Origin of the sequence: Shinella sp. WSJ-2 (genome assembly GCF_003432075.1) — a bacterium.
Lineage (GTDB): Bacteria > Pseudomonadota > Alphaproteobacteria > Rhizobiales > Rhizobiaceae > Shinella.
On the sequence record NZ_QWBU01000001.1, the window covers coordinates 565,701 to 584,586 of the forward strand.

17 protein-coding genes are annotated in these 18,886 nt (G+C 64.1%); 8 read left to right on the top strand and 9 right to left on the bottom strand.

What is annotated here, in order from left to right:
* Nucleotides 1–31: 31 nt before the first annotated feature.
* The 4 genes from D0Y60_RS02730 to D0Y60_RS02745 all read left to right on the top strand — a co-directional run bounded on the left by D0Y60_RS02730 (nt 32) and on the right by D0Y60_RS02745 (nt 3,741).
* Nucleotides 32–1,192 carry a spermidine/putrescine ABC transporter substrate-binding protein gene (locus tag D0Y60_RS02730; RefSeq protein WP_117366592.1) on the top strand — a complete coding sequence of 387 codons (1,161 nt, stop codon included), beginning with the start codon at nt 32–34 and terminating at the stop codon, nt 1,190–1,192.
* A 91-nt stretch (nt 1,193–1,283) separates the two neighbouring features.
* On the top strand, nt 1,284–2,150 hold the full coding sequence (locus tag D0Y60_RS02735; RefSeq protein ID WP_117366593.1) for an ABC transporter permease: 867 nt from the start codon (nt 1,284–1,286) through the stop codon (nt 2,148–2,150).
* On the top strand, nt 2,150–2,974 hold the full coding sequence (locus D0Y60_RS02740; protein ID WP_117366594.1) for an ABC transporter permease: 825 nt from the start codon (nt 2,150–2,152) through the stop codon (nt 2,972–2,974). Before D0Y60_RS02735 ends, D0Y60_RS02740 begins: the two co-directional genes overlap by 1 nt.
* 5 nt (nt 2,975–2,979) lie before the next feature.
* Entirely contained in the window at nt 2,980–3,741 is a 762-nt protein-coding gene (locus D0Y60_RS02745; RefSeq protein ID WP_117366595.1) for an SDR family oxidoreductase, read from the top strand.
* Here the strand turns inward: D0Y60_RS02745 and D0Y60_RS02750 are convergent.
* Entirely contained in the window at nt 3,738–4,460 is a 723-nt protein-coding gene (locus D0Y60_RS02750) for a L,D-transpeptidase (RefSeq protein ID WP_117366596.1), read from the bottom strand. The genes D0Y60_RS02745 and D0Y60_RS02750 overlap by 4 nt on opposite strands.
* A 163-nt stretch (nt 4,461–4,623) precedes the next feature.
* Here D0Y60_RS02750 and D0Y60_RS02755 point away from each other — a divergent pair, with 163 nt between their 5' ends.
* On the top strand, nt 4,624–5,223 hold the full coding sequence (locus tag D0Y60_RS02755) for a YdeI/OmpD-associated family protein (protein ID WP_117366597.1): 600 nt from the start codon (nt 4,624–4,626) through the stop codon (nt 5,221–5,223).
* A gap of 24 nt (nt 5,224–5,247) precedes the next feature.
* Here the strand turns inward: D0Y60_RS02755 and D0Y60_RS02760 are convergent, their stop codons facing one another.
* From D0Y60_RS02760 to D0Y60_RS02790, 7 genes are all read right to left on the bottom strand, one after another.
* Complete coding sequence (locus D0Y60_RS02760) at nt 5,248–6,288, bottom strand: GH25 family lysozyme (RefSeq protein ID WP_117366598.1); 1,041 nt, start codon at nt 6,286–6,288, stop codon at nt 5,248–5,250.
* A 185-nt stretch (nt 6,289–6,473) separates the two neighbouring features.
* Nucleotides 6,474–8,141 (bottom strand): urocanate hydratase, encoded by a 1,668-nt coding sequence (locus tag D0Y60_RS02765; protein WP_117366599.1) that lies wholly within the window; start codon nt 8,139–8,141, stop codon nt 6,474–6,476.
* Between the two features lie 5 nt (nt 8,142–8,146).
* Entirely contained in the window at nt 8,147–8,689 is a 543-nt protein-coding gene (locus D0Y60_RS02770; RefSeq protein WP_158565374.1) for an Imm42 family immunity protein, read from the bottom strand.
* Nucleotides 8,686–9,798: a DUF917 domain-containing protein gene (locus tag D0Y60_RS02775; RefSeq protein ID WP_117366600.1), complete on the bottom strand. Its 1,113-nt coding sequence runs from the start codon at nt 9,796–9,798 to the stop codon at nt 8,686–8,688. The genes D0Y60_RS02770 and D0Y60_RS02775 overlap by 4 nt, the downstream gene beginning before the upstream one ends.
* On the bottom strand, nt 9,798–11,066 hold the full coding sequence (locus D0Y60_RS02780) for a Zn-dependent hydrolase (RefSeq protein WP_117366601.1): 1,269 nt from the start codon (nt 11,064–11,066) through the stop codon (nt 9,798–9,800). The genes D0Y60_RS02775 and D0Y60_RS02780 overlap by 1 nt, the downstream gene beginning before the upstream one ends.
* A gap of 2 nt (nt 11,067–11,068) precedes the next feature.
* Nucleotides 11,069–12,445: an amidohydrolase family protein gene (locus tag D0Y60_RS02785; RefSeq protein ID WP_117366602.1), complete on the bottom strand. Its 1,377-nt coding sequence runs from the start codon at nt 12,443–12,445 to the stop codon at nt 11,069–11,071.
* Between the two features lie 10 nt (nt 12,446–12,455).
* A complete protein-coding gene (locus tag D0Y60_RS02790) occupies nt 12,456–13,994 on the bottom strand; it encodes an aromatic amino acid lyase (RefSeq protein ID WP_117366603.1) in 1,539 nt (512 codons plus the stop codon).
* 167 nt (nt 13,995–14,161) lie between these two features.
* On the opposite strand from D0Y60_RS02790, the gene D0Y60_RS02795 reads away from it, so the two are divergent.
* A complete protein-coding gene (locus tag D0Y60_RS02795; RefSeq protein WP_158565376.1) occupies nt 14,162–15,316 on the top strand; it encodes a LysR family transcriptional regulator in 1,155 nt (384 codons plus the stop codon).
* Here D0Y60_RS02795 and D0Y60_RS02800 read toward each other — a convergent pair.
* A complete protein-coding gene (locus tag D0Y60_RS02800) occupies nt 15,313–16,287 on the bottom strand; it encodes a GlxA family transcriptional regulator (protein WP_117367056.1) in 975 nt (324 codons plus the stop codon). The two genes, D0Y60_RS02795 and D0Y60_RS02800, sit on opposite strands and share 4 nt — an antisense overlap.
* A 114-nt stretch (nt 16,288–16,401) precedes the next feature.
* Between D0Y60_RS02800 and D0Y60_RS02805 the strand changes: the two genes are divergently transcribed.
* Together D0Y60_RS02805 and D0Y60_RS02810 are read left to right on the top strand one after the other, a co-directional pair.
* Nucleotides 16,402–17,313 (top strand): 3-keto-5-aminohexanoate cleavage protein, encoded by a 912-nt coding sequence (locus tag D0Y60_RS02805; protein ID WP_117366605.1) that lies wholly within the window; start codon nt 16,402–16,404, stop codon nt 17,311–17,313.
* Nucleotides 17,310–18,803 carry a carnitine 3-dehydrogenase gene (locus D0Y60_RS02810; protein WP_117366606.1) on the top strand — a complete coding sequence of 498 codons (1,494 nt, stop codon included), beginning with the start codon at nt 17,310–17,312 and terminating at the stop codon, nt 18,801–18,803. Before D0Y60_RS02805 ends, D0Y60_RS02810 begins: the two co-directional genes overlap by 4 nt.
* The last annotated feature ends 83 nt before the right edge of the window (nt 18,804–18,886 follow it).

An 18,886-nucleotide genomic window follows, 5' to 3' on the forward strand; every position in this document is an offset into this window, starting at 1 on the left:
AGGCCCGTCACAACAACAAGGGAACAGTGTGATGTCGAAATGGTTCAGAGAGAATGCCCCGATCAGCGCCCGTGATTTGACGGACGAGTTCATGCGGCTGAAACGTGGCTCCGTCAGCCGCCGCCACTTCCTCGGCATTACCGGCCTCGGCCTTGCCGCGGCCGTGCTCGCCCGTCAGCCCGGCTTCCTCGCCTCGCCGGCCTATGCCGAAGACCTGGGCTCCACCATGTCGCTGGCGACCTGGCCGAACTACCACGATCCGGCAACCTTCGAAGCCTTCACGGCTGCAACCGGCGTTGCCGTCGAAGTCAACGTCTTCGGCTCAAACGAGGAAATGCTGGCCAAACTCCAGGCCGGCGGCACCGGCTGGGACCTGTTCGTGCCGACGAACTACACGATCTCCACCTATGCCGGCCTCGACCTGATCGAGCCGCTTGATCTCGCCAAAGTGCCGAATTTCGATCCCAAGACCCAGAACACCCGCTTCACCAATGAGGGCACGGTCGACGGCAAGGTGTTTGCCCTGCCGAAGAACTGGGGCACGACGGGCATCGCCTTCAATTCCGACAAGGTGAAGTCGAAGATCACGAGCTGGAAGGAGTTCTTCGAGGTCGCGCAGGGCGAGGCCACCGGCCGCGCCATGGTACATGACTACCAGCTCACCACCATCGGCAACGCGCTGGTCTCGCTCGGCTTCTCGTTCAATTCCATCAAGCCGGAGGAGCTCGCCAAGGCCGAGGAACTGCTGATCAAGGTCAAGCCGCATCTCTATGCCATCAACAGCGACTACCAGCCCTCGATGCGCGCCACCGATGCCTGGATGACCATGTGCTGGACCAACGACGGTGCGCAGCTCAACCGCGACATCCCAGAAATCCAGTTCGCTCTCGGCACCGATGGTGGCGAGATTTGGTCGGATTTCTACGCGATCCCGAAGAGCGCGGCCAACAAGCCGGCCGGCTATGCGCTGCTCAACTTCCTGATGGATCCGGCGAACGCCGTGAAGGAGCACATCGCCAACGGCGCGCCGACGACCGACAGCCGCGTTCTCGCGCTGCTGCCGGCCGAGATCACCGGCAACAAGATCGTCTATCCCGATGAAGCAGCATTGACCCCGCTGGAATTCGGCGCCGCCGTGACCCTGACCGATCCGGCACGCGCGGAACTGATGGCGCGCTTCAAGTCGGCTTAAGTCGCAAACGGCCCCCGCCCACCGCTTCGCAGGGAGCGGTTAGGCGGACCGGACGGGGGCCGGAATTCTCCAAACACAACACGGATTTCCCATGGCTTTGACGATGACGGCAAAGAGACGGCTTGTGACGACCGCGCTGCTGGCGCCGGCGTCGCTCTGGCTGTTCGTCTTTCTCGTGCTGCCCTTCATCGCCATGGTGGTCTTCTCCGTCGGCGAACGCGGTCCGGCGGGCGGCTATCAGGCGGCGTTCACCTTCGCGCAATATTTGAACCTGCCGGCCCGTTCCGCCGCCTACTGGAACACGCTGCTGCTCGCCCCCGTCGGCGCCTTCTTCTGCCTTGTGGTCGCCTATCCCACGGCCTACTATCTCGCCGTTAAGGCAAACCCGCGCCATCGGCTGCTGCTCGTCTCGCTGGTCGTCGTGCCGTTCTGGACGAGCCTGCTCGTGCGCACCTATGCCTGGATGTATATCCTCGGCTCGCGCGGCATCCCCAACCTTCTGGACATGATCGGCATTGCGGATGTGCGGCTCCTCAACACGCCGGGCGCCGTCCTGCTCGGCATCGTCTACGGCTACCTCCCGCTGATGATCATGCCGATCTATGTCAGCCTCGAAAAACTCGACCGCCGCCTGCTCGAAGCCTCGGCCGATCTCGGCGCGAAGCCGGTCTCGACCTTCTTTTCCGTCACCCTGCCGCTGTCGCTGCCGGGCGTCATGACCGGCGTCGCGCTGGTGACGATCCTGCTGCTCGGCGAATATCTCATCCCGCAGCTGCTCGGCGGCGGCAAGGTCTTCTTCATCGGCAATGCGCTGGTCGATCTCTTCCTGCAATCGCGCAACTGGCCCTTCGGCTCGGCGATTGCCGTTACCCTCGTCGCCATTGTCGTGGTGGTGCTGATGGTCGCCATGCGCATTGCCTGGCGCATATCGGGCACGAGACAAGTGGATCTCATCTGATGCGCGCGCTGATCACCTCCGTCTATCTCTTTCTCTATGCACCGATCGCGCTGGTCGTGCTGTTCTCCTTCAATGCGGGGCGCAATGCGAGCGAGTTCACCGGCTTTTCCGCGCAATGGTACGGCAAGGCGCTCGCCAATCCGTTCCTTGTTACGGCATTGCAGAACAGCCTGATCATCGCGTTCGTCAGCGCCACGCTCGCCGCGGTCTTCGGCACCATGGCCGCGCTCGGGCTGGAACGCCTCGGTGCCCGCACACGCGCGATCTTCGACGGCCTGCTCGCCGCCGCCATCGTCGTGCCGGGCGTCGTCATCGGCATTGCGACGCTGGTGGCCCTGGTCGCCGTCTTCGGCGCGATCAATCCGGCCATCGCCGCTCTCTGGCCGGGTGAGACGCCGCCGCAGCTCGGCCTCGGCTACGGCTCGATCATCGCCGCACATGGCCTCTTCACCATGGCACTCGTCACCATGATCGTGAAGGCGCGCATCGCGACCCTCGGGCGCGACATCGTCGAAGCTTCGGCCGATCTCTATGCCACGCCCTTCACCACCTTTCGCGATATCGTGCTGCCGCAGATCCTGCCGTCGGTGCTGTCGGGCTTCCTGCTCGCCTTCACCTTTTCCTTCGACGATTTCATCGTGGCCTTTTTCGTCGCGGGCTCGAAGACCACGCTGCCGATCTACGTCTTCGCCTCGATCCGCCGCGGCGTAACGCCGGAGGTCAACGCCATCGCCACCATGGTGCTGGTCGCCTCGCTGCTGCTCATCCTGATTTCCCGCCTTCTGATGCGGGACAAAACCCAGAAATCGCCTGCCGGGGAGTGAGACCGATGATCCTGAAGAACCGTGTCGCCATCGTCACCGGAGCGGGCTCCGGCATCGGCCGGGCCGGCGCGCGCATCATGGCGCGCGAGGGCGCCACCGTCTGCGTTGCCGATCTCGACGAGACCCGCGCGCAGGAGACGGTCGATTTCATCCGCGCCGAGGGCGGCAAGGCGGAGACCGTCATCGTCGACGTCACCGACGATGTGGAACTGAAGATGGCGGTCGCCTCGGTGCTGTCGCGCCACGGCCGCATCGATATCCTGCACAACCATGCCGGTGCCCAGGTGGCGGGCGATCTCGAAACCGTGCCCATCGACGGGTTGGATTTTTCCTGGAACCTCAATGTGCGCGCGCATCTGATGGCGGCGCGCTATGTCATGCCCGTCATGAAAGCGCAGAAGAAGGGGGTGATCCTCAACACCGCCTCCTCCTCCGGCGTGCTCTACGACCGCGAGATGATCGCCTATACGACGACCAAACATGCCGTCATCGCCATGACCAAGCAGATGGCGGGCGACTATGCGGGCCACGGCATCCGCGTCAATGCGCTCTGCCCTGGCTGGGTCGATACGCCCTTCAACGCGCCCTTCATCGCCCAGATGGGCGGGCGCGAGGCGATCGAAAGCTACATCAAGGAAAAGGTGCCGATGGGGCGCTGGGCCGATGTGGAGGAGATCGCCGAGCCGATCCTCTTCCTCGTCTCCGACCGGTCAAGCTACATGACCGGCCAGATTCTTGTTGTCGATGGGGGCGAGACGGTAACTTAAACGCCGACCGGCGTGCCGAGCGAACCCTGATGCACGACGATGCGCGCGTGATAGGGCACGCGCTTGTAGAGATCGAGCACATCCTGGTTGATCAGCCGCACGCAGCCCGACGATGTCGCCTTGCCGATCGACTTCCACTCCGGCGAACCGTGCAGCCGGTAGAGCGTGTCCTTGCCGTTCTGGAAGATATAGAGCGCACGCGCGCCGAGCGGGTTCTTGATGCCCGGCTCCATGCCGCCGTTTTCGACGGAATATTTCGCAAGGCTCGGCGTGCGGGCGATCATGTCGGCCGGCACCTTCCAGCGGGGCCAGGGCTGACGCCACTGGATGACGCCCTCGCCTTCCCAGGCAAACCCGTCGCGGCCGATACCCACACCATAGCGCATCGCCGTGCCGCCCGGCTCGACGACATAGAGGAAGCGATTGGGCGTATCGACGACCACCGTACCGGGAGCTTCGCCCGTCGGGTCCTGCACGCGCTGGCGATAGTATTTCGGATCGATCTGTGTATAGGGAATGGCCGGAATCTGATGGCCGCCATCCTCCAGCGCAGCATAGCGCAGAGCCAATTCCTCGTCCGTCGCCGGTGTTATGGGGTAGCGGATCTTCTGCGGAACCGGAACAATCTTGGTCGACGGCTGCGTGGTCGCGCAGCCCGCAAGCGTCGCGGCAGCGCCAAGGAAGAAAGCTCTGCGCGACAAAGTGCACACCGTAGACATTCTCGATAGGACTCCAATGGGATAGACGGGTTAAGGCCGATGGCTATCCAAAATCTTGGGTGACTGGCAAGAAGAACGGCTTCACATCTTCGGCATCGGCGCTTCGTTTCACCGAGGCGATGCAAAGCAGCCACGCCCGGCCCGGCAGAATGAGGGAAACACGATGGCCCCTGTGGAAATCAATCCGGCGCATGTGCGCGAATTCGTGGATATCGACAGCTTCTATCGCTGGCTCGGCGAGAACCATGCCGGCGCGCCGGAAGTCTGGATCAAGATTCACAAGAAGGCATCCGGCCTGCCATCGATCACCGCCGAGGAGGCGATCGAGGCCGTGCTCTGCTGGGGCTGGATCGACGCCATCCGCAAGAGCCATGACGACAAGAGCTTCTTCCAGCGCTATTGCCCGCGCGGCAGGAAAAGCGTTTGGAGCAAGAAGAATGTCGAGACCGTCGGCCGGCTGATCGAGAGCGGGCGAATGACGGAACATGGCCTGAAACAGGTGGAAGCAGCAAAGGCCGACGGGCGCTGGGACAAGGCCTATGGCAGCGGCAAGGACCTGAGGATTCCTGATGATCTCCAAGCCGCCATCGATGCCGAGCCTGCGGCCAAGGACATGCTGGCCAAACTGACCGCGCAGAACCGCTTCGCGCTGGCATTCCGCATACACAACGTCAAGACAGAGGCCGCGCGCAAGCGACGGATCGAGGCTTTCGTGGAGATGCTGAAACGCGGCGAGACGATCTATCCGCAAAGGCAGAAATAGACCGTCCCGTTACGGCGGGTTGGATCAGTCGGCGCTGGCCGTGCGTGTGCCCGACTGGCCGGCGAGCCAGTTGTGCCAATCATTCTCGCTGCCGGCAAAGACATTCAGGTCGATCTTGCCGGAAACGCCGTGCGACAAGCCCGAACCGGAATATTGCCAGAAGGTCCAGCGGCGGTTCGGGTAGCGCTTCGAGGGGTGGGCGGCGACCGAGCGCAGCCAGAACGGATATTGCGTCAACTCGCCCGAGAGGTTGTCCTCATAGAAGTCCGGCGCCGTGTAGATGATCGGGCGCTTGCCATAGTGGCGCTCCAGCATCTCGGCGAAGACCTTGATCTTTTCGACGTATTGCGCACGCGTCAAGCGCTTCTTGCACGCAGATTCGCCGTTGTATTCCGCGTCGATGACCGGCGGCAGCGCATCGGGATCACGCGGCACGTTACGGATGAACCACTCAGCCTGGGAGCTTGCCACACGGCACCAGTAGAAGAAGTGGTAGGCACCGCGGCGGATGCCGGCTTCCTTCGCCAGGCGCCAGTTCTTTTGGAACATCGGGTCGAGATGGTCTCCGCCATCGGTCGCCTTGATGAAGGCGAAGTTGGCGCCCTGCGTGCGCAGCTTCATCCAGTCGATATCGCCCTGCCAGCGCGATACGTCGACGCCGTGCACCTGATAGTTCTTCGGCGCGCGCTTGCCGAAATTGATCGGCTTGGCATCGCGGAACTGCTGGCTGTAGATGCGGGAGCGCTTGGCGGACCGCCCGCTCAACGGCGCTACGGCGAAGACCGCATTTTCCGGCCGTGTCTCGGGAACGGCCGCCTGCTTTTCCATGCTTTCGAAGACGTGGTTTTCCGGCATGGCACCGGCCCAGGCGAGCATGTCCGCACCCCCCTCTGCCTTCACCTTGCCCTCACCGACCGCGACTTCCGGAACAGGCCCCGCCTTCACGGAGCTGGTGACTTCCGAGGACGGTTTTATCGACAGGGCAGTCTCTGGATTGGAGCTCGAGGCACAGCCCGCCATGGAGGCGCAGCCGAGCAGGATCGCTGTCAGGACCGAAAGACGCATAGGCACTCGCACGCAATACAAATCGAAGCCCCCGTCCACAGCACGCAGACGGAATTACTAACGGAAGATTACCGCGAAATGTTAAATGCAAGGTTTACGCCAGCCGTGACATTTCAGGCACTTAGCGCCATCAACTCTCATGATTCCTGCTGGTTTCCGGTCACGAAAGCGTGTCCGGTAGCCCGTCAGGCATTTCCGATCCTGATGTAACCGATATCCTTCTTCTCGATCTCGTCTAGCGATTCCTCGTAGCCGGCATCCGCGTAGCGGATCACGCCGAGCGATGTATCGTTGGTCAGCGCATGCTGCAGCCGCTCGGCTCCGCCGGCCGTGCCGTCGGCCACCAGCGTCACGCCGCAACTCGTCATGTACCCGGCATAACCGCCGCCGCCGGAGTGAATGACGACGAGATCGGCCATCGATGACGAGAGCAGCATGGCATCGAGCAGCGGCCAGTCGGCGATGGCGTCCGAACCGTCCTTCATACGCTCGGTCATGATGTTCGGATGCGCCATGGCGCCGGCATCGAGATGGTCACGCGAGAAGGCGATTGGCCCATTCAGCTCGCCCGCCGCGACCAGCCTGTTGACCGCCAGCGCCAGCGCCGTGCGCTCGCCGTGGCCAAGCCAGGCAATGCGCGCCGGCAGGCCCTCGAAGGGCACGTTCTCGCGGGCAAGGCGGATCCAGTTGGTGACGATGAAATTGTCCGGGAACATTTCCAGCACGAGATCGTCGATGCGGGCGATATCGCTTTCCTCGCCCGACAACGCCATCCAGCGGAACGGCCCGATGGCGCGCGCGAAAAGCGGGCGCAGATAGGCTTCGGTGAAAATCGGAATGTCGAAGGCAGCGGCCACGCCGCCCTCCCGCGCCTGGGTGCGGATGAGGTTGCCATTGTCGAAAACTTCCGAGCCCATTTTCTGGAAATCCAGCATGGCCGAGACATGCTCTACGATAGAGGCACGGCTTGCCGCCATCAGCTGCCCCTGCCCGTCGTCGCGCAGGCCCTTCACCTGATCGAGGCTCATTCCCTTCGGCACGTAACCATAGACGAGATCATGCGCCGAGGTCTGGTCCGTGACGATATCGGGCACGATGCCGCGCCGCGCGATCTCTGGATAAATCTCCGCCGCATTGCCGACGAGACCGATCGAGGTCGCGCGCTTTTCCTTGACCGCTTCGTCGATCATCGCGAGCGCCGTATCGAGATCCGACGCGACATGTTCGAGATAGCCGACGGCCTTGCGCGCCGCAGCACGGGCCGGATCGATATCGACGCAGAGAATGGCCGCGCCCGCCATGCGCCCGGCGAGCGGCTGCGCGCCGCCCATGCCGCCGAGGCCTGCGGTCAAAATGAAACGGCCGGCAAGGCTGCCGCCGAAGCGCTTTTCGGCAATGCGCATGAAGATTTCATAGGTGCCCTGAATGACGCCCTGGCTGCCGATATATTGCCAGGCCCCCGCCGTCAGCCCGCCCCAGCAGATCAGCCCCTTGCGCTGAAGCTCATAAAACACCTCAGCCTTCGCCCACTGCCCGACGATGTTGCAATTCGCCATGATGACGAGCGGTGCCTTCACATGGGTCTTGAGGAGTCCGACCGGCTTGCCGGACTGGATGACCAGCGTCTGATCCTCGTCCATCTCCGTCAGCGCCTTGACGATGGCTCGGTGCGCCGCCCAGTTGCGCGCCGCCTTTCCGAGCGCCGCGTAGACGATAAGATTGTCCGGGTCCTCGCCGACCGACAGCACGTTTTCGAGCAGCCGCAACAGCCCCTCCTGCCGCCAGCCCTTGGCACGCAGCACATCGCCACTGGGGATCGGATAGTTCGGATGACGCGGATTGGCTTTGGGCATCGTATTCACCGCCTTGCATTTTCGAGTGCAATGTCCCTATCCATTCGGAATTCGGACACCCACGTTTTAAGGATGGAATAGTAGTCGTCTGCCAGAATGGTTCGCTCCGTCAGATCACTGGCTTTTCCCACATCGTTTCGGAATGCAACGAGACGCACATGCGCTCCTTGGTCGAACTGCAAGACATGACTGCCATCATCAAATGCAGCGTCCCCATCTGGGCACCAGATCACATTGCTCTCGAGAAAATCGTTCTGCGATCGCGTCCAGTGATCTGTGTCACCGTAGAAACTCAAAAAATATAGCTCCGCCAGTTCTTCGGCTGAGAGAGATGCAAGTCGCTCACTCACATGGCTACCACGCATCGCTAATCTTTGTTCAACCGCTTCCACAGAGCACCCCAGAAGCGTTGCCTCTGAATTGCGCACTCCAAAACGCCTGCCAGACAGGTGGATCAAGAAGAAACCGAGCGCTTGCTGTGACGTGTTTTCGACCGGGCACGATAGGCCGCTTTCCAGAGCGAAATTTTCGGTGTCACCGACAATCAAGCACTCCTCCCGCTGCCAACGCCATTCAACGCGTAGCTGACGAGATCGATCCCCATGGCCTTTTCGACCGATGGATAAACCGTCGGATCGAGCACGCTGGAGGCGAGCGGGATGATCGACTTCGGCACATGCAGTACGAAGGCCGTCATGCCGACTTCGAGCTGGCCGACGCTCAGCGGCTCGCCCTCGGGCGACAGCGTGGTGATGACATCGGGGAAGGTGGCGCGACGTTTTCCGTCCGCCGATTCCACCGCCATATATTCGTTCATCACATGCAGCACCGAGGCCGTATCGCCCTTGCCGACCGTCACCGTGCCGATGTCGAAGGCCTCCTTGGTATAGACCACCGACTTGTCGGTGATCACGCCTTCCGAGAGGATCGCGCCGCCGGTCGTCTTGACGATGGCGTCGATGATCGCCGAGCCGCCCTTGCCTTCCGCCGCGATGATCGCCTCGCCGAGCGTCAGCGCCAGCGAGATGCCGCCGAGGGCAGCGTTCTTGCGGACGTAAGAGGCACGCAGTGGGTTGCGGCAGGAGGCGATGAAGCCGCCGGACATGTCGGAGGCGGTGCGCAGGATCGGCGAGACCTTTGCCGTCGCACCACGCACGACGAGCTCGATGTAACGGTTCTCGTCGCGATTGCCGCCGACGGCCGTCTGGATCATCTGTTCGGGCGAGCCCGCCATGCCGATCGAGCCCATGTCGCCGGTCGGATGCGCGCGCATGTCGCCCACGGCATCCAGCACCTTGGTGCCGAGAATGGCGGAGGGCAGCCAGCCGTTCAGTGTCGAGGACTTGCCGTTCTGGCCGACCATCAGCGCCGCGACCTTCTCGCCGAGCGCCTCCTGCAGAAGCTCCACTGCCTTCACATAATCGACGCCGCGCATTTCCCAGGGCGTGGTCGAGGCCGGCGCGCCGATGGCCGCCGCCGTCGCCACCCAATCGTCGTCGGAGAGTTCATCGATGGAGACCAGTTCCGGCTTGCCGATCGACACCGCCGCATAGCCGAGCATGCGCCCATGGTCCGCCCAGCCGCCACCACCGGCGGCATAGACCGAGCCGCCCTTGACCGCCGCCTCGACGTCTTTTTCCTTTAAAATCCGGCCCATTAGACGCTCTCCTGACTCAATGTCTCATCCAGCTGAATCACTGCATTAAAAAGCACCGCCGCCCCGAGCGCGATATCGTCGGTCTCGGCAAATTCCTCCGGCGCATGGCTGCGCCCGCCAAGGCACGGCACGAAGATCATCGCCGACCGCGTCACCTTTGCCATGAAGGCGGTGTCGTGGCCCGCGCCCGACGCCATGCGCCGGTGACTGGCGCCGGCCGTTTCGCAGGCGGCGTCCAGCACGTCGAGCAGCAGCGGATCTCCGGGTGTCGGCATGTTGTCGGAGATGCGGCGCGGCGCGGCGATGGTTGTGCCGGTCTCGCGCGCGATCCCATCGGCGAGTAGATCGACCGAAGCGGCGAAGAGATCCATTGCGTTGCGCTCTTCCGCCCGCGCATCGATCAGCAGGCGCGCGCGCGAGGGCACGACATTGGCGGCATTCGGCTCGATGGAGAACTCGCCGACCGTCGCCGTGAAATGGCCCGGCCCTTCCGAGAGCGATTTCGCCAGCGCCTCGATGCCCGAGACCAGCCGGGCGGCGGCGGCCAGCGCATCGGCGCGCGATCCCATCGGCGTCGTGCCGGCATGGTCCGCCCGGCCCTCGACGATGATCTCGATGCGTGTGATCCCGGCAATCGCCGTCACCACGCCGATATCCAGCTTTTCCGTTTCCAGCACCGGCCCCTGCTCAATATGCAGTTCGAGAAATGCGGAAATATCCTTGCGCGCTTCGGCCGCGATGCGCGCGGGATCGCCGCCGACATCGCGGATGCCTTGCTCCAGTGTCAGCCCATCCCGCTCGCGCGACAGCCAGTCCGCAGGCAGCACGCCGGCCATGCCGCGGCTGCCGATGCAGGAAACGCCGAAGATCGAGACCTCCTCGGCGAGGAAATCGACGACCTCCAGATCGTGATCCAGTTCGATGCCCTTGTCGGCCAGGGCCTGCGCCACTTCCAGCGCCGCCGCGACACCGGCAATGCCGTCATAGCGCCCGCCATCCGGCACCGTATCCGAATGCGAGCCGAGCATGATCGTGCCGAGACCGGGCTTTTTGCCCGGCCGCCGGGCAATCAGATTGCCCGCGGCATCCACGCGTGTCTCGAGCCCCGCAGCCCGAAACCGTTCGTCGAGAAAATCCCGCCCCGCCGGGAACAGAGCGGTAAAGGCACGCCGCGTGTAGGGCCGGCCGGGCTCGGTGAGCCTGGCCAGCCCGTCGATCACATCCGCGATACGCGCGGGATCGACCGGCAAATTGCTTGCGCGGGCCATGATCAGGCCCCCGTGGAAACAAGTGTCGGCAGCGGACGCACGAAGGCGCCGGTGCCGGGTTCGGAATGCACGTTCGTGCCGTCGAAGGCGAGTTTGCCACGCAGATAGGTCGCTGAGACGCGCCACGGCAGGCGGATGCCATTGTAAGGCGACCAGCCGACGACGTTGTGACCGCTGGCGGCGGCGTCATAGGTATAGGGCTCGGGCGTCAGCACAGTGATGTCGGCATCCTTGCCGGCCTCCAGCGCGCCCTTCACATGGTCGAGCCGGAAATGCCGGGCGGGGTTGAGTGCCATCAGCTCGGCAGCACGCGTCAGCGGAATGCCGCGCTCCAGCGCGCCCTTGACGAAGAGCGGCACCATGACCTCCAGCCCCGGCACGCCGGAGGCATTGGCCAGCATGTCCGGATTGGTCTTGCGGTCCTCCGACCAGCTGACATGGTCCGTCGAAACAAGCGTGACATTGCCCGCCGCGACATGGCGCCAGAGCTTTTCCACCTCGGCGCGCGGGCGGATCGGCGGATTGATCTTCGCCTTGCCGCCAAGCCGGGCAACGTCGTTCTCCTCGTCGAGAACGAGATAGTGGATGCAGCATTCGATGGTCGCGCGGTGTCCTTGCGCGCGATAGGCGGCGGCGATCTCGTAGCCGCGGCCGAGCGAGCAATGCACGACATGGGCCGGGCAGCCCGTTTCGGCACCGGTTTCATAGATCTGGTTTGAGGCGAGCAATTCGGTCAGCGGCGGGCGCGACAGGCCGTGCGCACGATAATCGGTGATACCCGCTGCCTTCACCTTGGCGATCGCTGCGCGCACCGCCTCGTCGTCCTCATTGTGCACGCCGGCCGTCAGGCCCGTCGGCGCGATGGCGCGGAAGCAATCCTCCAGCAATGCCGCCGGAATCCGCGGAAAGCGCTTCGGGTCCGTGCCGAAGGTCGAGAACTTGAAGGCGGCGACACCCGCCTCGACCATTTCGGCAATGCGCGCCGGCCCTTCCTCGGGATCGACGGTGCCGTAGAGCGCGAAATCGACGCGCGCCTGCGGGCTCGCATGATCGACCTTGATCTTCACGGCCTCGGCCGAGCAGACGAGATTGCCCTCGTCATAGGGCATGTCGACAATGGTCGTGACGCCGCCGGCCGCCGCCGAGCGTGTCGACCAGATGAAATCCTCCTGGTTCTTCTGCGAGAGTGAATGGACCTGCGCATCGATGGCGCCGGGCAGGATCAGCGCACCGGAGAGATCGTGCCGCTCTTTCGCCGCCGGCATCGCGCCCTGGCCGACATGCACCACCTTGCCCTCCCGCACCGCGACATGGCCGCCTTCGACGATACGGTCCGGCAGAACCACGGTGCCTTTCAGAACGAGATCGAAATCGGCCATCGGCTGGTCCTCACGGTTTCAGGGCAAAGAAGCTGTCGACATCCGCCATCGGCGCGGCATCGATGAAGGCGGCGAGCGCCTCGGGGCTGGCAAGGTCACGGTCGAGTGCCTCGATTTCGGCGGATAGCGGCCGGTCCTTGCGGTAGAAGGGGCTGATCGCCCGCGTGCGCTGATAGGCAACGGCGGCGACACCCTCGGCATTGTCACCGGAAAGATCGATCGCCTGGGCGGAGAGCATGGCCTCCAGCGCCGCGAGCTGGCGCAGGTCCCGCACCTGACTTTCCATGCGTTCGACGATGAGCGGCAGGAAGGTCGCCTCCTCCTCCAGCCCGCCGGCCACGACGATGGATTGCGCCGAGATCGGCACCGCCAGCGACTGGATGCGCATGTAGAGTTCAACGGCGAGTTTCAAGAGCGGACCAAACCCTGTCGCCGCCTCGCCGGGCGCCACGAGATTGACCGGCAGGTTGCGGCGCACGCCGTTGGACAGCAGCACGCAGCGGTTCAGCACGTTGCGGGCAAGATGGGCAAATCCGGTCTGCGCCGCCTCGACATAGAGCGTGGTCGAAAGCGGCAGCGAACCACCCGAGGCCATGACATGGCTGTCCATCACGACCGGATTGTCATCCGACTGCGCCGTCGCCTCGACAAGCCGCTCGGCCGCAGTCATCAGCGTATCCAGGCACGCGCCAAAAACCTGCGCGGTCATGCGCAGGCTCAACGGATCGTGGATGGCCGACGGTTTCGGCCAATGCCCCGAGGTCGCCTGCGCCTCGAACCAGGTCCCGGCCAGCGCCTCGCCATGCGCCGAAAGCCGCGCCGCCACCCGCCACGGATCGGCCGAAGCGCCGAGCGCCAGCGACGAGAGCACGCCGGTCACCATCAGATTGCGGATAGCTTTCGCCGCCTCGCGCACGACATTGGCTGCAGCGGCATGCGAGATGGCGTTGACGCTGAGCGCCGCGAGCGCATCGCGCGGCTGCATACGATAGGGTTTCAGGCCGGCGCGCTTCAGTGCTTCCGGCGCCGGCAGGCGCTCGCCGCCATACCAGGCCTCGCCCTCGCCGGTCATGACGGCGGCGATCTGCCCCATCAGGCCGATATCGGCGCAGCCCATCGAGCCATGCCGTCGCACGACAGGCACGACATCCTTCTCCAGCAGCGCCAGGAAGGCATCGATCAGCTCCGGGCTGCATCCGGAATAACCGCCGAGCGCCGTGTTGACGCGGATCGCCATCGCCTTGCGTACGATCGGCAGCGTGAAGGGCTCGCCGGTGCCGAAATGGTGTGCCTTGACGAGATTGTTGTTGAACTCGACGAGATCGTCCGCCGTCCAGAGCTTGTCCTTCATCGACCCGACGCCGGTATTGGCGCCGTAGATCGGCAGGCCCGTGGCAAGACGGTCGGTGATCACGAGACGCGACGTGCCGACGCGGCCCATGCCGATCTCGCAGGCCACCGGACGCCGCGCACCCGTGCCGATCGCCTCCAGCGTGGCGAAATCGAGCGGTTGGCCGGTGAGATAGAGCGTATCGGCGGAAGCGAGCATGTTTCGAGAAGCCTGTTTTTCAAAAGCAATTCCAGGACAGCGACGTGCGGTTTTCCGTCGGGAATTGCGTGTGGATGTTATGCGGAACGGGAACGGATCGTATATCCCAAAATCCGTACGGTTCATGCTATAAATCGAACAGCCAGCAAGAAGCCGAAGGACCCACCGTGGACCTATCCACACTTTGCCTTGTGCACAGCATTCTCGAAGAACGCGGCATCCGCAGGGCAGCCGCCCTGTGCCGCCGCCCGGCCTCCAGCGCAAGCGCCGCGCTACGACGGGTCGAGACCGTGTTGTCCGTACCGCTCGTGCGCCGGGATGGTCAGGCACTCGTGCCGACGCTGGAGGCGGAAGCCCGCCTGCCGCGCTTCGCCGACATTGCCCGCGCCGCCGCGGCACTTACCGCGCTCGGCGATGGCGACGGCACCATCCCGCTCACCGCCCTATCCCGTTTTGCAGCCACGGCCCGCGCCGGCAGCATTAACGCCGCCGCCAAAGCGCTCGGCCTCGGCCAGCCGCAACTCACCCGCCAGCTAAGCCATCTGGAAGCGGCCATCGGCTGCAAACTGCTCGACCGTTCGACCTCCGGCATAAGCTGCACGCCGGAAGGCCTGGAGGCGCTGGTACTCGCCGAACGCATCGGTGCCGCGTGGGAGCAGCTCTTCGCCGCCTCCGCCGAACGCTTCCGCCGCAGCGCCGCCACCTGGCGGCTCGGCACGATCATCCCCTTCGGCCACGAAAGCGAAATCGCCGCCATGCTGGCGCGGCTTGCCGTGGAGTGGCGAAGCGCACGCCCACGCCAGCCGCTCTTCCTGTCCTCCACCACCGCCGACGAACTCGTCTCCGGGCTGAAAAACCGACGTTTCGACCTGATCCTTCTCGACACGGACCACTATCCTGCCGAATTTGACGGACAGCTGATCGGCCGTTCCCAACTCGCCCTCGCCGCCCCGCGCACGCTGGACCGGAACGAGAGACAGGACGTCGCAAACCTGCTACGCCGCTACCCCATCGCCGTGCCAAGCCCGAAGAGCGGCCTGCGCCAGATGACCGATCGCTTTCTGGAAGCGACCCTCTCCCCGGCCGAGCGCTCCCGCCTGACGCTGGTCGAAGTCGATTCGATCCCCGTCATCATCAATCTCGTGCTGGACCACGGCCACCTCTCCGTGCTGCCCGAACATTCCGTCGCCAACATCAACCCACCACCGACACTGCTCCCGCTCGACACCGCCTACCAGCAATCCCTCAGCCTCGTCTGGCCGCGAGACGCCCTCTCCCGGCAGGCGGCGGAGACGATGGTAAAGCTGATTGAGAGATCCTAACCCTTCGCGCCCGTCCTCAGGCGCCGGCGGGTCTCCGTCGGGCTTTCGTGATAGTGCGCGCGGTAGCTGCGCGAGAAGGCGGAGGAGGAGTTGAAGCCGGTGAGCGCGGCGATGTCGGCGAATTCGGCCTTGGTTTCGATGACCTTGCGCCGGGCAGCGTTGAGGCGCAGTGCCAGATAGTGCTGGTGGGGCGCGACGCCCATCGATTCCTGGAAGAGATCCTGGAGATGGCGGGCGCTGATGCCGACGCGCTTGGCGAGCCGCGTCAGGGTGAGCGGCGCATCCACCGTCTCCTCCATCAGCCGCACCGACTGGCTGACGCGCTGGTCGGCGACGCGCATGTTGCCGAGCGCCGGCACCTGCAAAAGGCCACCCGTGCGCTCGTGTTCGTAGATGAACAGCCGCGAGACCTCCAGCGCCAGCGAATAGCCCTGCCGGCGGCGGATGATCTCCAGCATAAGGTCGAGCGTAGGCAGAGAGCCGCCGGTGGTGATGCGCTTGCCGTCGATGACGTAGCGCTCGCGCATGACGGCGATCTGCGGGTAACGCGAGGCGAACTCCTCCATGTCCTCCCAGTGGATCGTCACGGAATGGCCGTTGAGCAGACTCGCTTCGGCAAGCAGCCAGCTGCCCGATTCGATACCCGCCATCATCGAGCGATAGCGCGCCGTCTGCGAAAGCTGGCGCCGCAACAGAGGCGTCGCACTCATCTGCCATTGATAGCTCGACAGCACGAAGAGCGGATGGGCTTCCTTATCCGGCCGGAACACGCCGTCGACGGGCACGGGAATGCGGCTGCGCGTCTCCACCGGCGCGCCATCCGGCGAGAAGATGCGCCAGCGATAGAGGTCCTGGCCGGAGATGCGGTTGGCCGCGCGCAAGGGTTCGATGACCGAGGCGACGAGGATGAGGTTCGTCTCGGGCAGCACGAGAATATCGATGTCGAGTGTATCGGCGGATGGATCGAGCATGGCGGCATCCTGCTTTTTCATCTCTCGAATTGTCAAGGATGGATCCGAAAAGTGAAAGCATTGCGCCTTCTCTTGGCTCGTAATGGACCCAACAAGAATTCTGGGAGAGACCACATGCCCTTAGCCATGAACCGTGATGTCTTCATCACCTGCGCCGTCACCGGCTCCGGCGACACCGCCGGCAAATCGCCCCACGTTCCGCGTTCGCCCAAGCAGATTGCCGAATCGGCAATCGACGCCGCAAAGGCCGGTGCCGCCGTCGTGCATTGCCACGTCCGCGATCCCGAAACCGGCGCACCGAGCCGCCGCAACGATCTCTACCGCGAAGTGACCGAGCGCATCCGCGATGCGGAAGTCGACGTGGTGTTGAACCTTACCGCCGGCATGGGCGGCGACATGATCTTCGGCAATACCGAACAGCCGCTGCCGCTCAACCCCGTCGGCACCGACATGGTGGGCGCCACCGAACGTGTTAGCCACGTCGCCGAATGCCTGCCGGAAATCTGCACGCTCGATTGCGGCACGATGAACTTCTCGCTTGGCGACTACGTGATGACGAACACGCCGTCGATGCTACGCGCCATGGGCAAGATGATGACCGATCTCGGCGTGCGCCCGGAAATCGAAGCCTTCGACACCGGCCATCTCTGGTTCGCCAAGCAGCTCGTCGAGGAAGGCGTCATCGAGGATCCGGTCCTCATCCAGCTCTGCATGGGCATTCCGTGGGGCGCGCCCGATGACCTGAACACCTTCATGGCGATGGTCAACAACGTACCGGCCAACTGGACCTTCTCGGCCTTCTCCATCGGCCGCAACGCCATGGCCTATCCGGCGGCGTCCGTACTCGCCGGCGGCAATGTCCGCGTCGGCCTGGAAGACAATCTCTATGTCGGCAAGGGCCAGCTCGCCACCAATGCGCAGCTCGTCGAAAAGGCCGTGAACGTCGTTGAAAGCATGGGCGCCCGGATCATCGGCCCGGCCGAAGTGCGCGAGAAGCTGAAACTCCAGAAGCGGGCACCGAAATGAGCCAGATCAACAAGGCAGCCTGCGTCGGCGGCGGCGTCATCGGCGGCGCCTGGGTCGCGCGTTTCGCGCTCGCCGGCATCGACGTCAAGATTTTCGATCCGCATCCGGAGGCCGAGCGCATCATCGGCGAAGTCATGGCCAATGCCGAGCGCGCCTACGGCATGCTCACCATGGCGCCATTGCCGCCGAAGGGCAAAGTCACCTTCTGCAAGAGCATCGAGGAAGCGGTGCAAGACGCTGACTGGATTCAGGAAAGCGTGCCCGAACGCCTGGAGCTGAAGCGTGGCGTGCTGACCCAGATCGATGCGGCGGCAAAGCCCGACGCCCTGATCGGCTCGTCCACGTCAGGCCTGATGCCGACCGACCTGCAGCGCGACATGAAGCATCCCGAACGCCTGTTCGTAGCGCATCCCTACAATCCCGTGTACCTGCTGCCGCTGGCCGAACTCGTGGGTGGTCAGAAGACCTCGCGCGCCGTTCTCGAAGACGCCAAGGCCAAGCTCGCGCCTATCGGCATGAAGGGCGTGATCATCAACAAGGAGATCGAGGCCTTCGTCGGCGACCGTCTTCTGGAAGCTGTCTGGCGCGAAGGCCTCTGGCTCATCAAGGACGACATCTGCGACACCGAGACGCTCGACGACGTGATCCGCTATTCGTTCGGCATGCGCTGGGCGCAGATGGGCATGTTCGAAACCTACCGCATCGCCGGTGGCGAAGCCGGCATGCGCCACTTCCTCGCCCAGTTCGGTCCCTGCCTCTCCTGGCCGTGGACGAAGCTCACCGATGTCGTCGATCTCAATGACGAACTGGTCAACAAGATCGCCGACCAGTCGGACGCCCAGTCCGGCGCACGCGGCATCCGCGAGCTGGAGCGCATCCGCGACCAGAACCTCGTCGGCATCATGCACGCGCTGAAGGCGGGCGACGACGGCAAGGGCTGGGGGTCGGGCAAGCTGCTCGCCGAGTTCGAGGAACATCTCTGGGCCAAGGCCGGCAAGGCGAAGGTCGAGGTTTCCGTAAGCGAACCGCTGCGCCTGATCGATACCAAGGTCAATGCGGCCTGGGTCGATTACAACGGTCACATGACGGAGCACCGCTATCTCCAGCTGTTCGGCGATACGTCTGATGCGCTGCTGCGGCTGATCGGCGTCGATTTCGCCTATGTCGAGGCCGGCCACAGCTACTACACGGTGGAAACCCACATCCGCCATCTCGGCGAAGCCAAGCTTGGCCAGGCGCTCTACACGACGCTGCAGCTTCTCTCGTCCGACAGCAAGCGGCTGCACTACTTCACCCGCATCCACGATGCGGCGAGCGGCGGCGTGATCGCAACAGCCGAACAGATGATGGTCCATGTCGACTCGAAGGCCGGCAGGAGCGTCGAGGCACCCGAAGAGGTGCTGGCGAAGATCAAGCCGATCGCCGACGCCCATGCCAAGCTGGCGACGCCCGACGGCGCCGGCCGCAGCGTCGGGCAGAAGCGCGCTTAAAAAGGATCGCCGCGGCGCCGAGAGGAACGGCGCCCGGCGTGACACTTCAGCCTCTCCCGGCCTCCGGGGGAGACGCCCGCCAA

What these genes read in the sequence shown, in the direction of transcription:
- D0Y60_RS02805 (WP_117366605.1), top strand. Translation starts at nt 16,402, where the DNA reads ATGCCCTTAGCCATGAACCGTGATGTCTTCATCACCTGCGCCGTCACC.
- D0Y60_RS02765 (WP_117366599.1), bottom strand. Translation starts at nt 8,141, where the DNA reads ATGCCCAAAGCCAATCCGCGTCATCCGAACTATCCGATCCCCAGTGGC.
- D0Y60_RS02775 (WP_117366600.1), bottom strand. Translation starts at nt 9,798, where the DNA reads ATGGGCCGGATTTTAAAGGAAAAAGACGTCGAGGCGGCGGTCAAGGGC.
- D0Y60_RS02740 (WP_117366594.1), top strand. Translation starts at nt 2,150, where the DNA reads ATGCGCGCGCTGATCACCTCCGTCTATCTCTTTCTCTATGCACCGATC.
- D0Y60_RS02780 (WP_117366601.1), bottom strand. Translation starts at nt 11,066, where the DNA reads ATGGCCCGCGCAAGCAATTTGCCGGTCGATCCCGCGCGTATCGCGGAT.
- D0Y60_RS02755 (WP_117366597.1), top strand. Translation starts at nt 4,624, where the DNA reads ATGGCCCCTGTGGAAATCAATCCGGCGCATGTGCGCGAATTCGTGGAT.
- D0Y60_RS02760 (WP_117366598.1), bottom strand. Translation starts at nt 6,288, where the DNA reads ATGCGTCTTTCGGTCCTGACAGCGATCCTGCTCGGCTGCGCCTCCATG.
- D0Y60_RS02785 (WP_117366602.1), bottom strand. Translation starts at nt 12,445, where the DNA reads ATGGCCGATTTCGATCTCGTTCTGAAAGGCACCGTGGTTCTGCCGGAC.
- D0Y60_RS02730 (WP_117366592.1), top strand. Translation starts at nt 32, where the DNA reads ATGTCGAAATGGTTCAGAGAGAATGCCCCGATCAGCGCCCGTGATTTG.
- D0Y60_RS02750 (WP_117366596.1), bottom strand. Translation starts at nt 4,460, where the DNA reads ATGTCTACGGTGTGCACTTTGTCGCGCAGAGCTTTCTTCCTTGGCGCT.
- D0Y60_RS02745 (WP_117366595.1), top strand. Translation starts at nt 2,980, where the DNA reads ATGATCCTGAAGAACCGTGTCGCCATCGTCACCGGAGCGGGCTCCGGC.
- D0Y60_RS02735 (WP_117366593.1), top strand. Translation starts at nt 1,284, where the DNA reads ATGGCTTTGACGATGACGGCAAAGAGACGGCTTGTGACGACCGCGCTG.
- D0Y60_RS02790 (WP_117366603.1), bottom strand. Translation starts at nt 13,994, where the DNA reads ATGCTCGCTTCCGCCGATACGCTCTATCTCACCGGCCAACCGCTCGAT.
- D0Y60_RS02810 (WP_117366606.1), top strand. Translation starts at nt 17,310, where the DNA reads ATGAGCCAGATCAACAAGGCAGCCTGCGTCGGCGGCGGCGTCATCGGC.
- D0Y60_RS02800 (WP_117367056.1), bottom strand. Translation starts at nt 16,287, where the DNA reads ATGCTCGATCCATCCGCCGATACACTCGACATCGATATTCTCGTGCTG.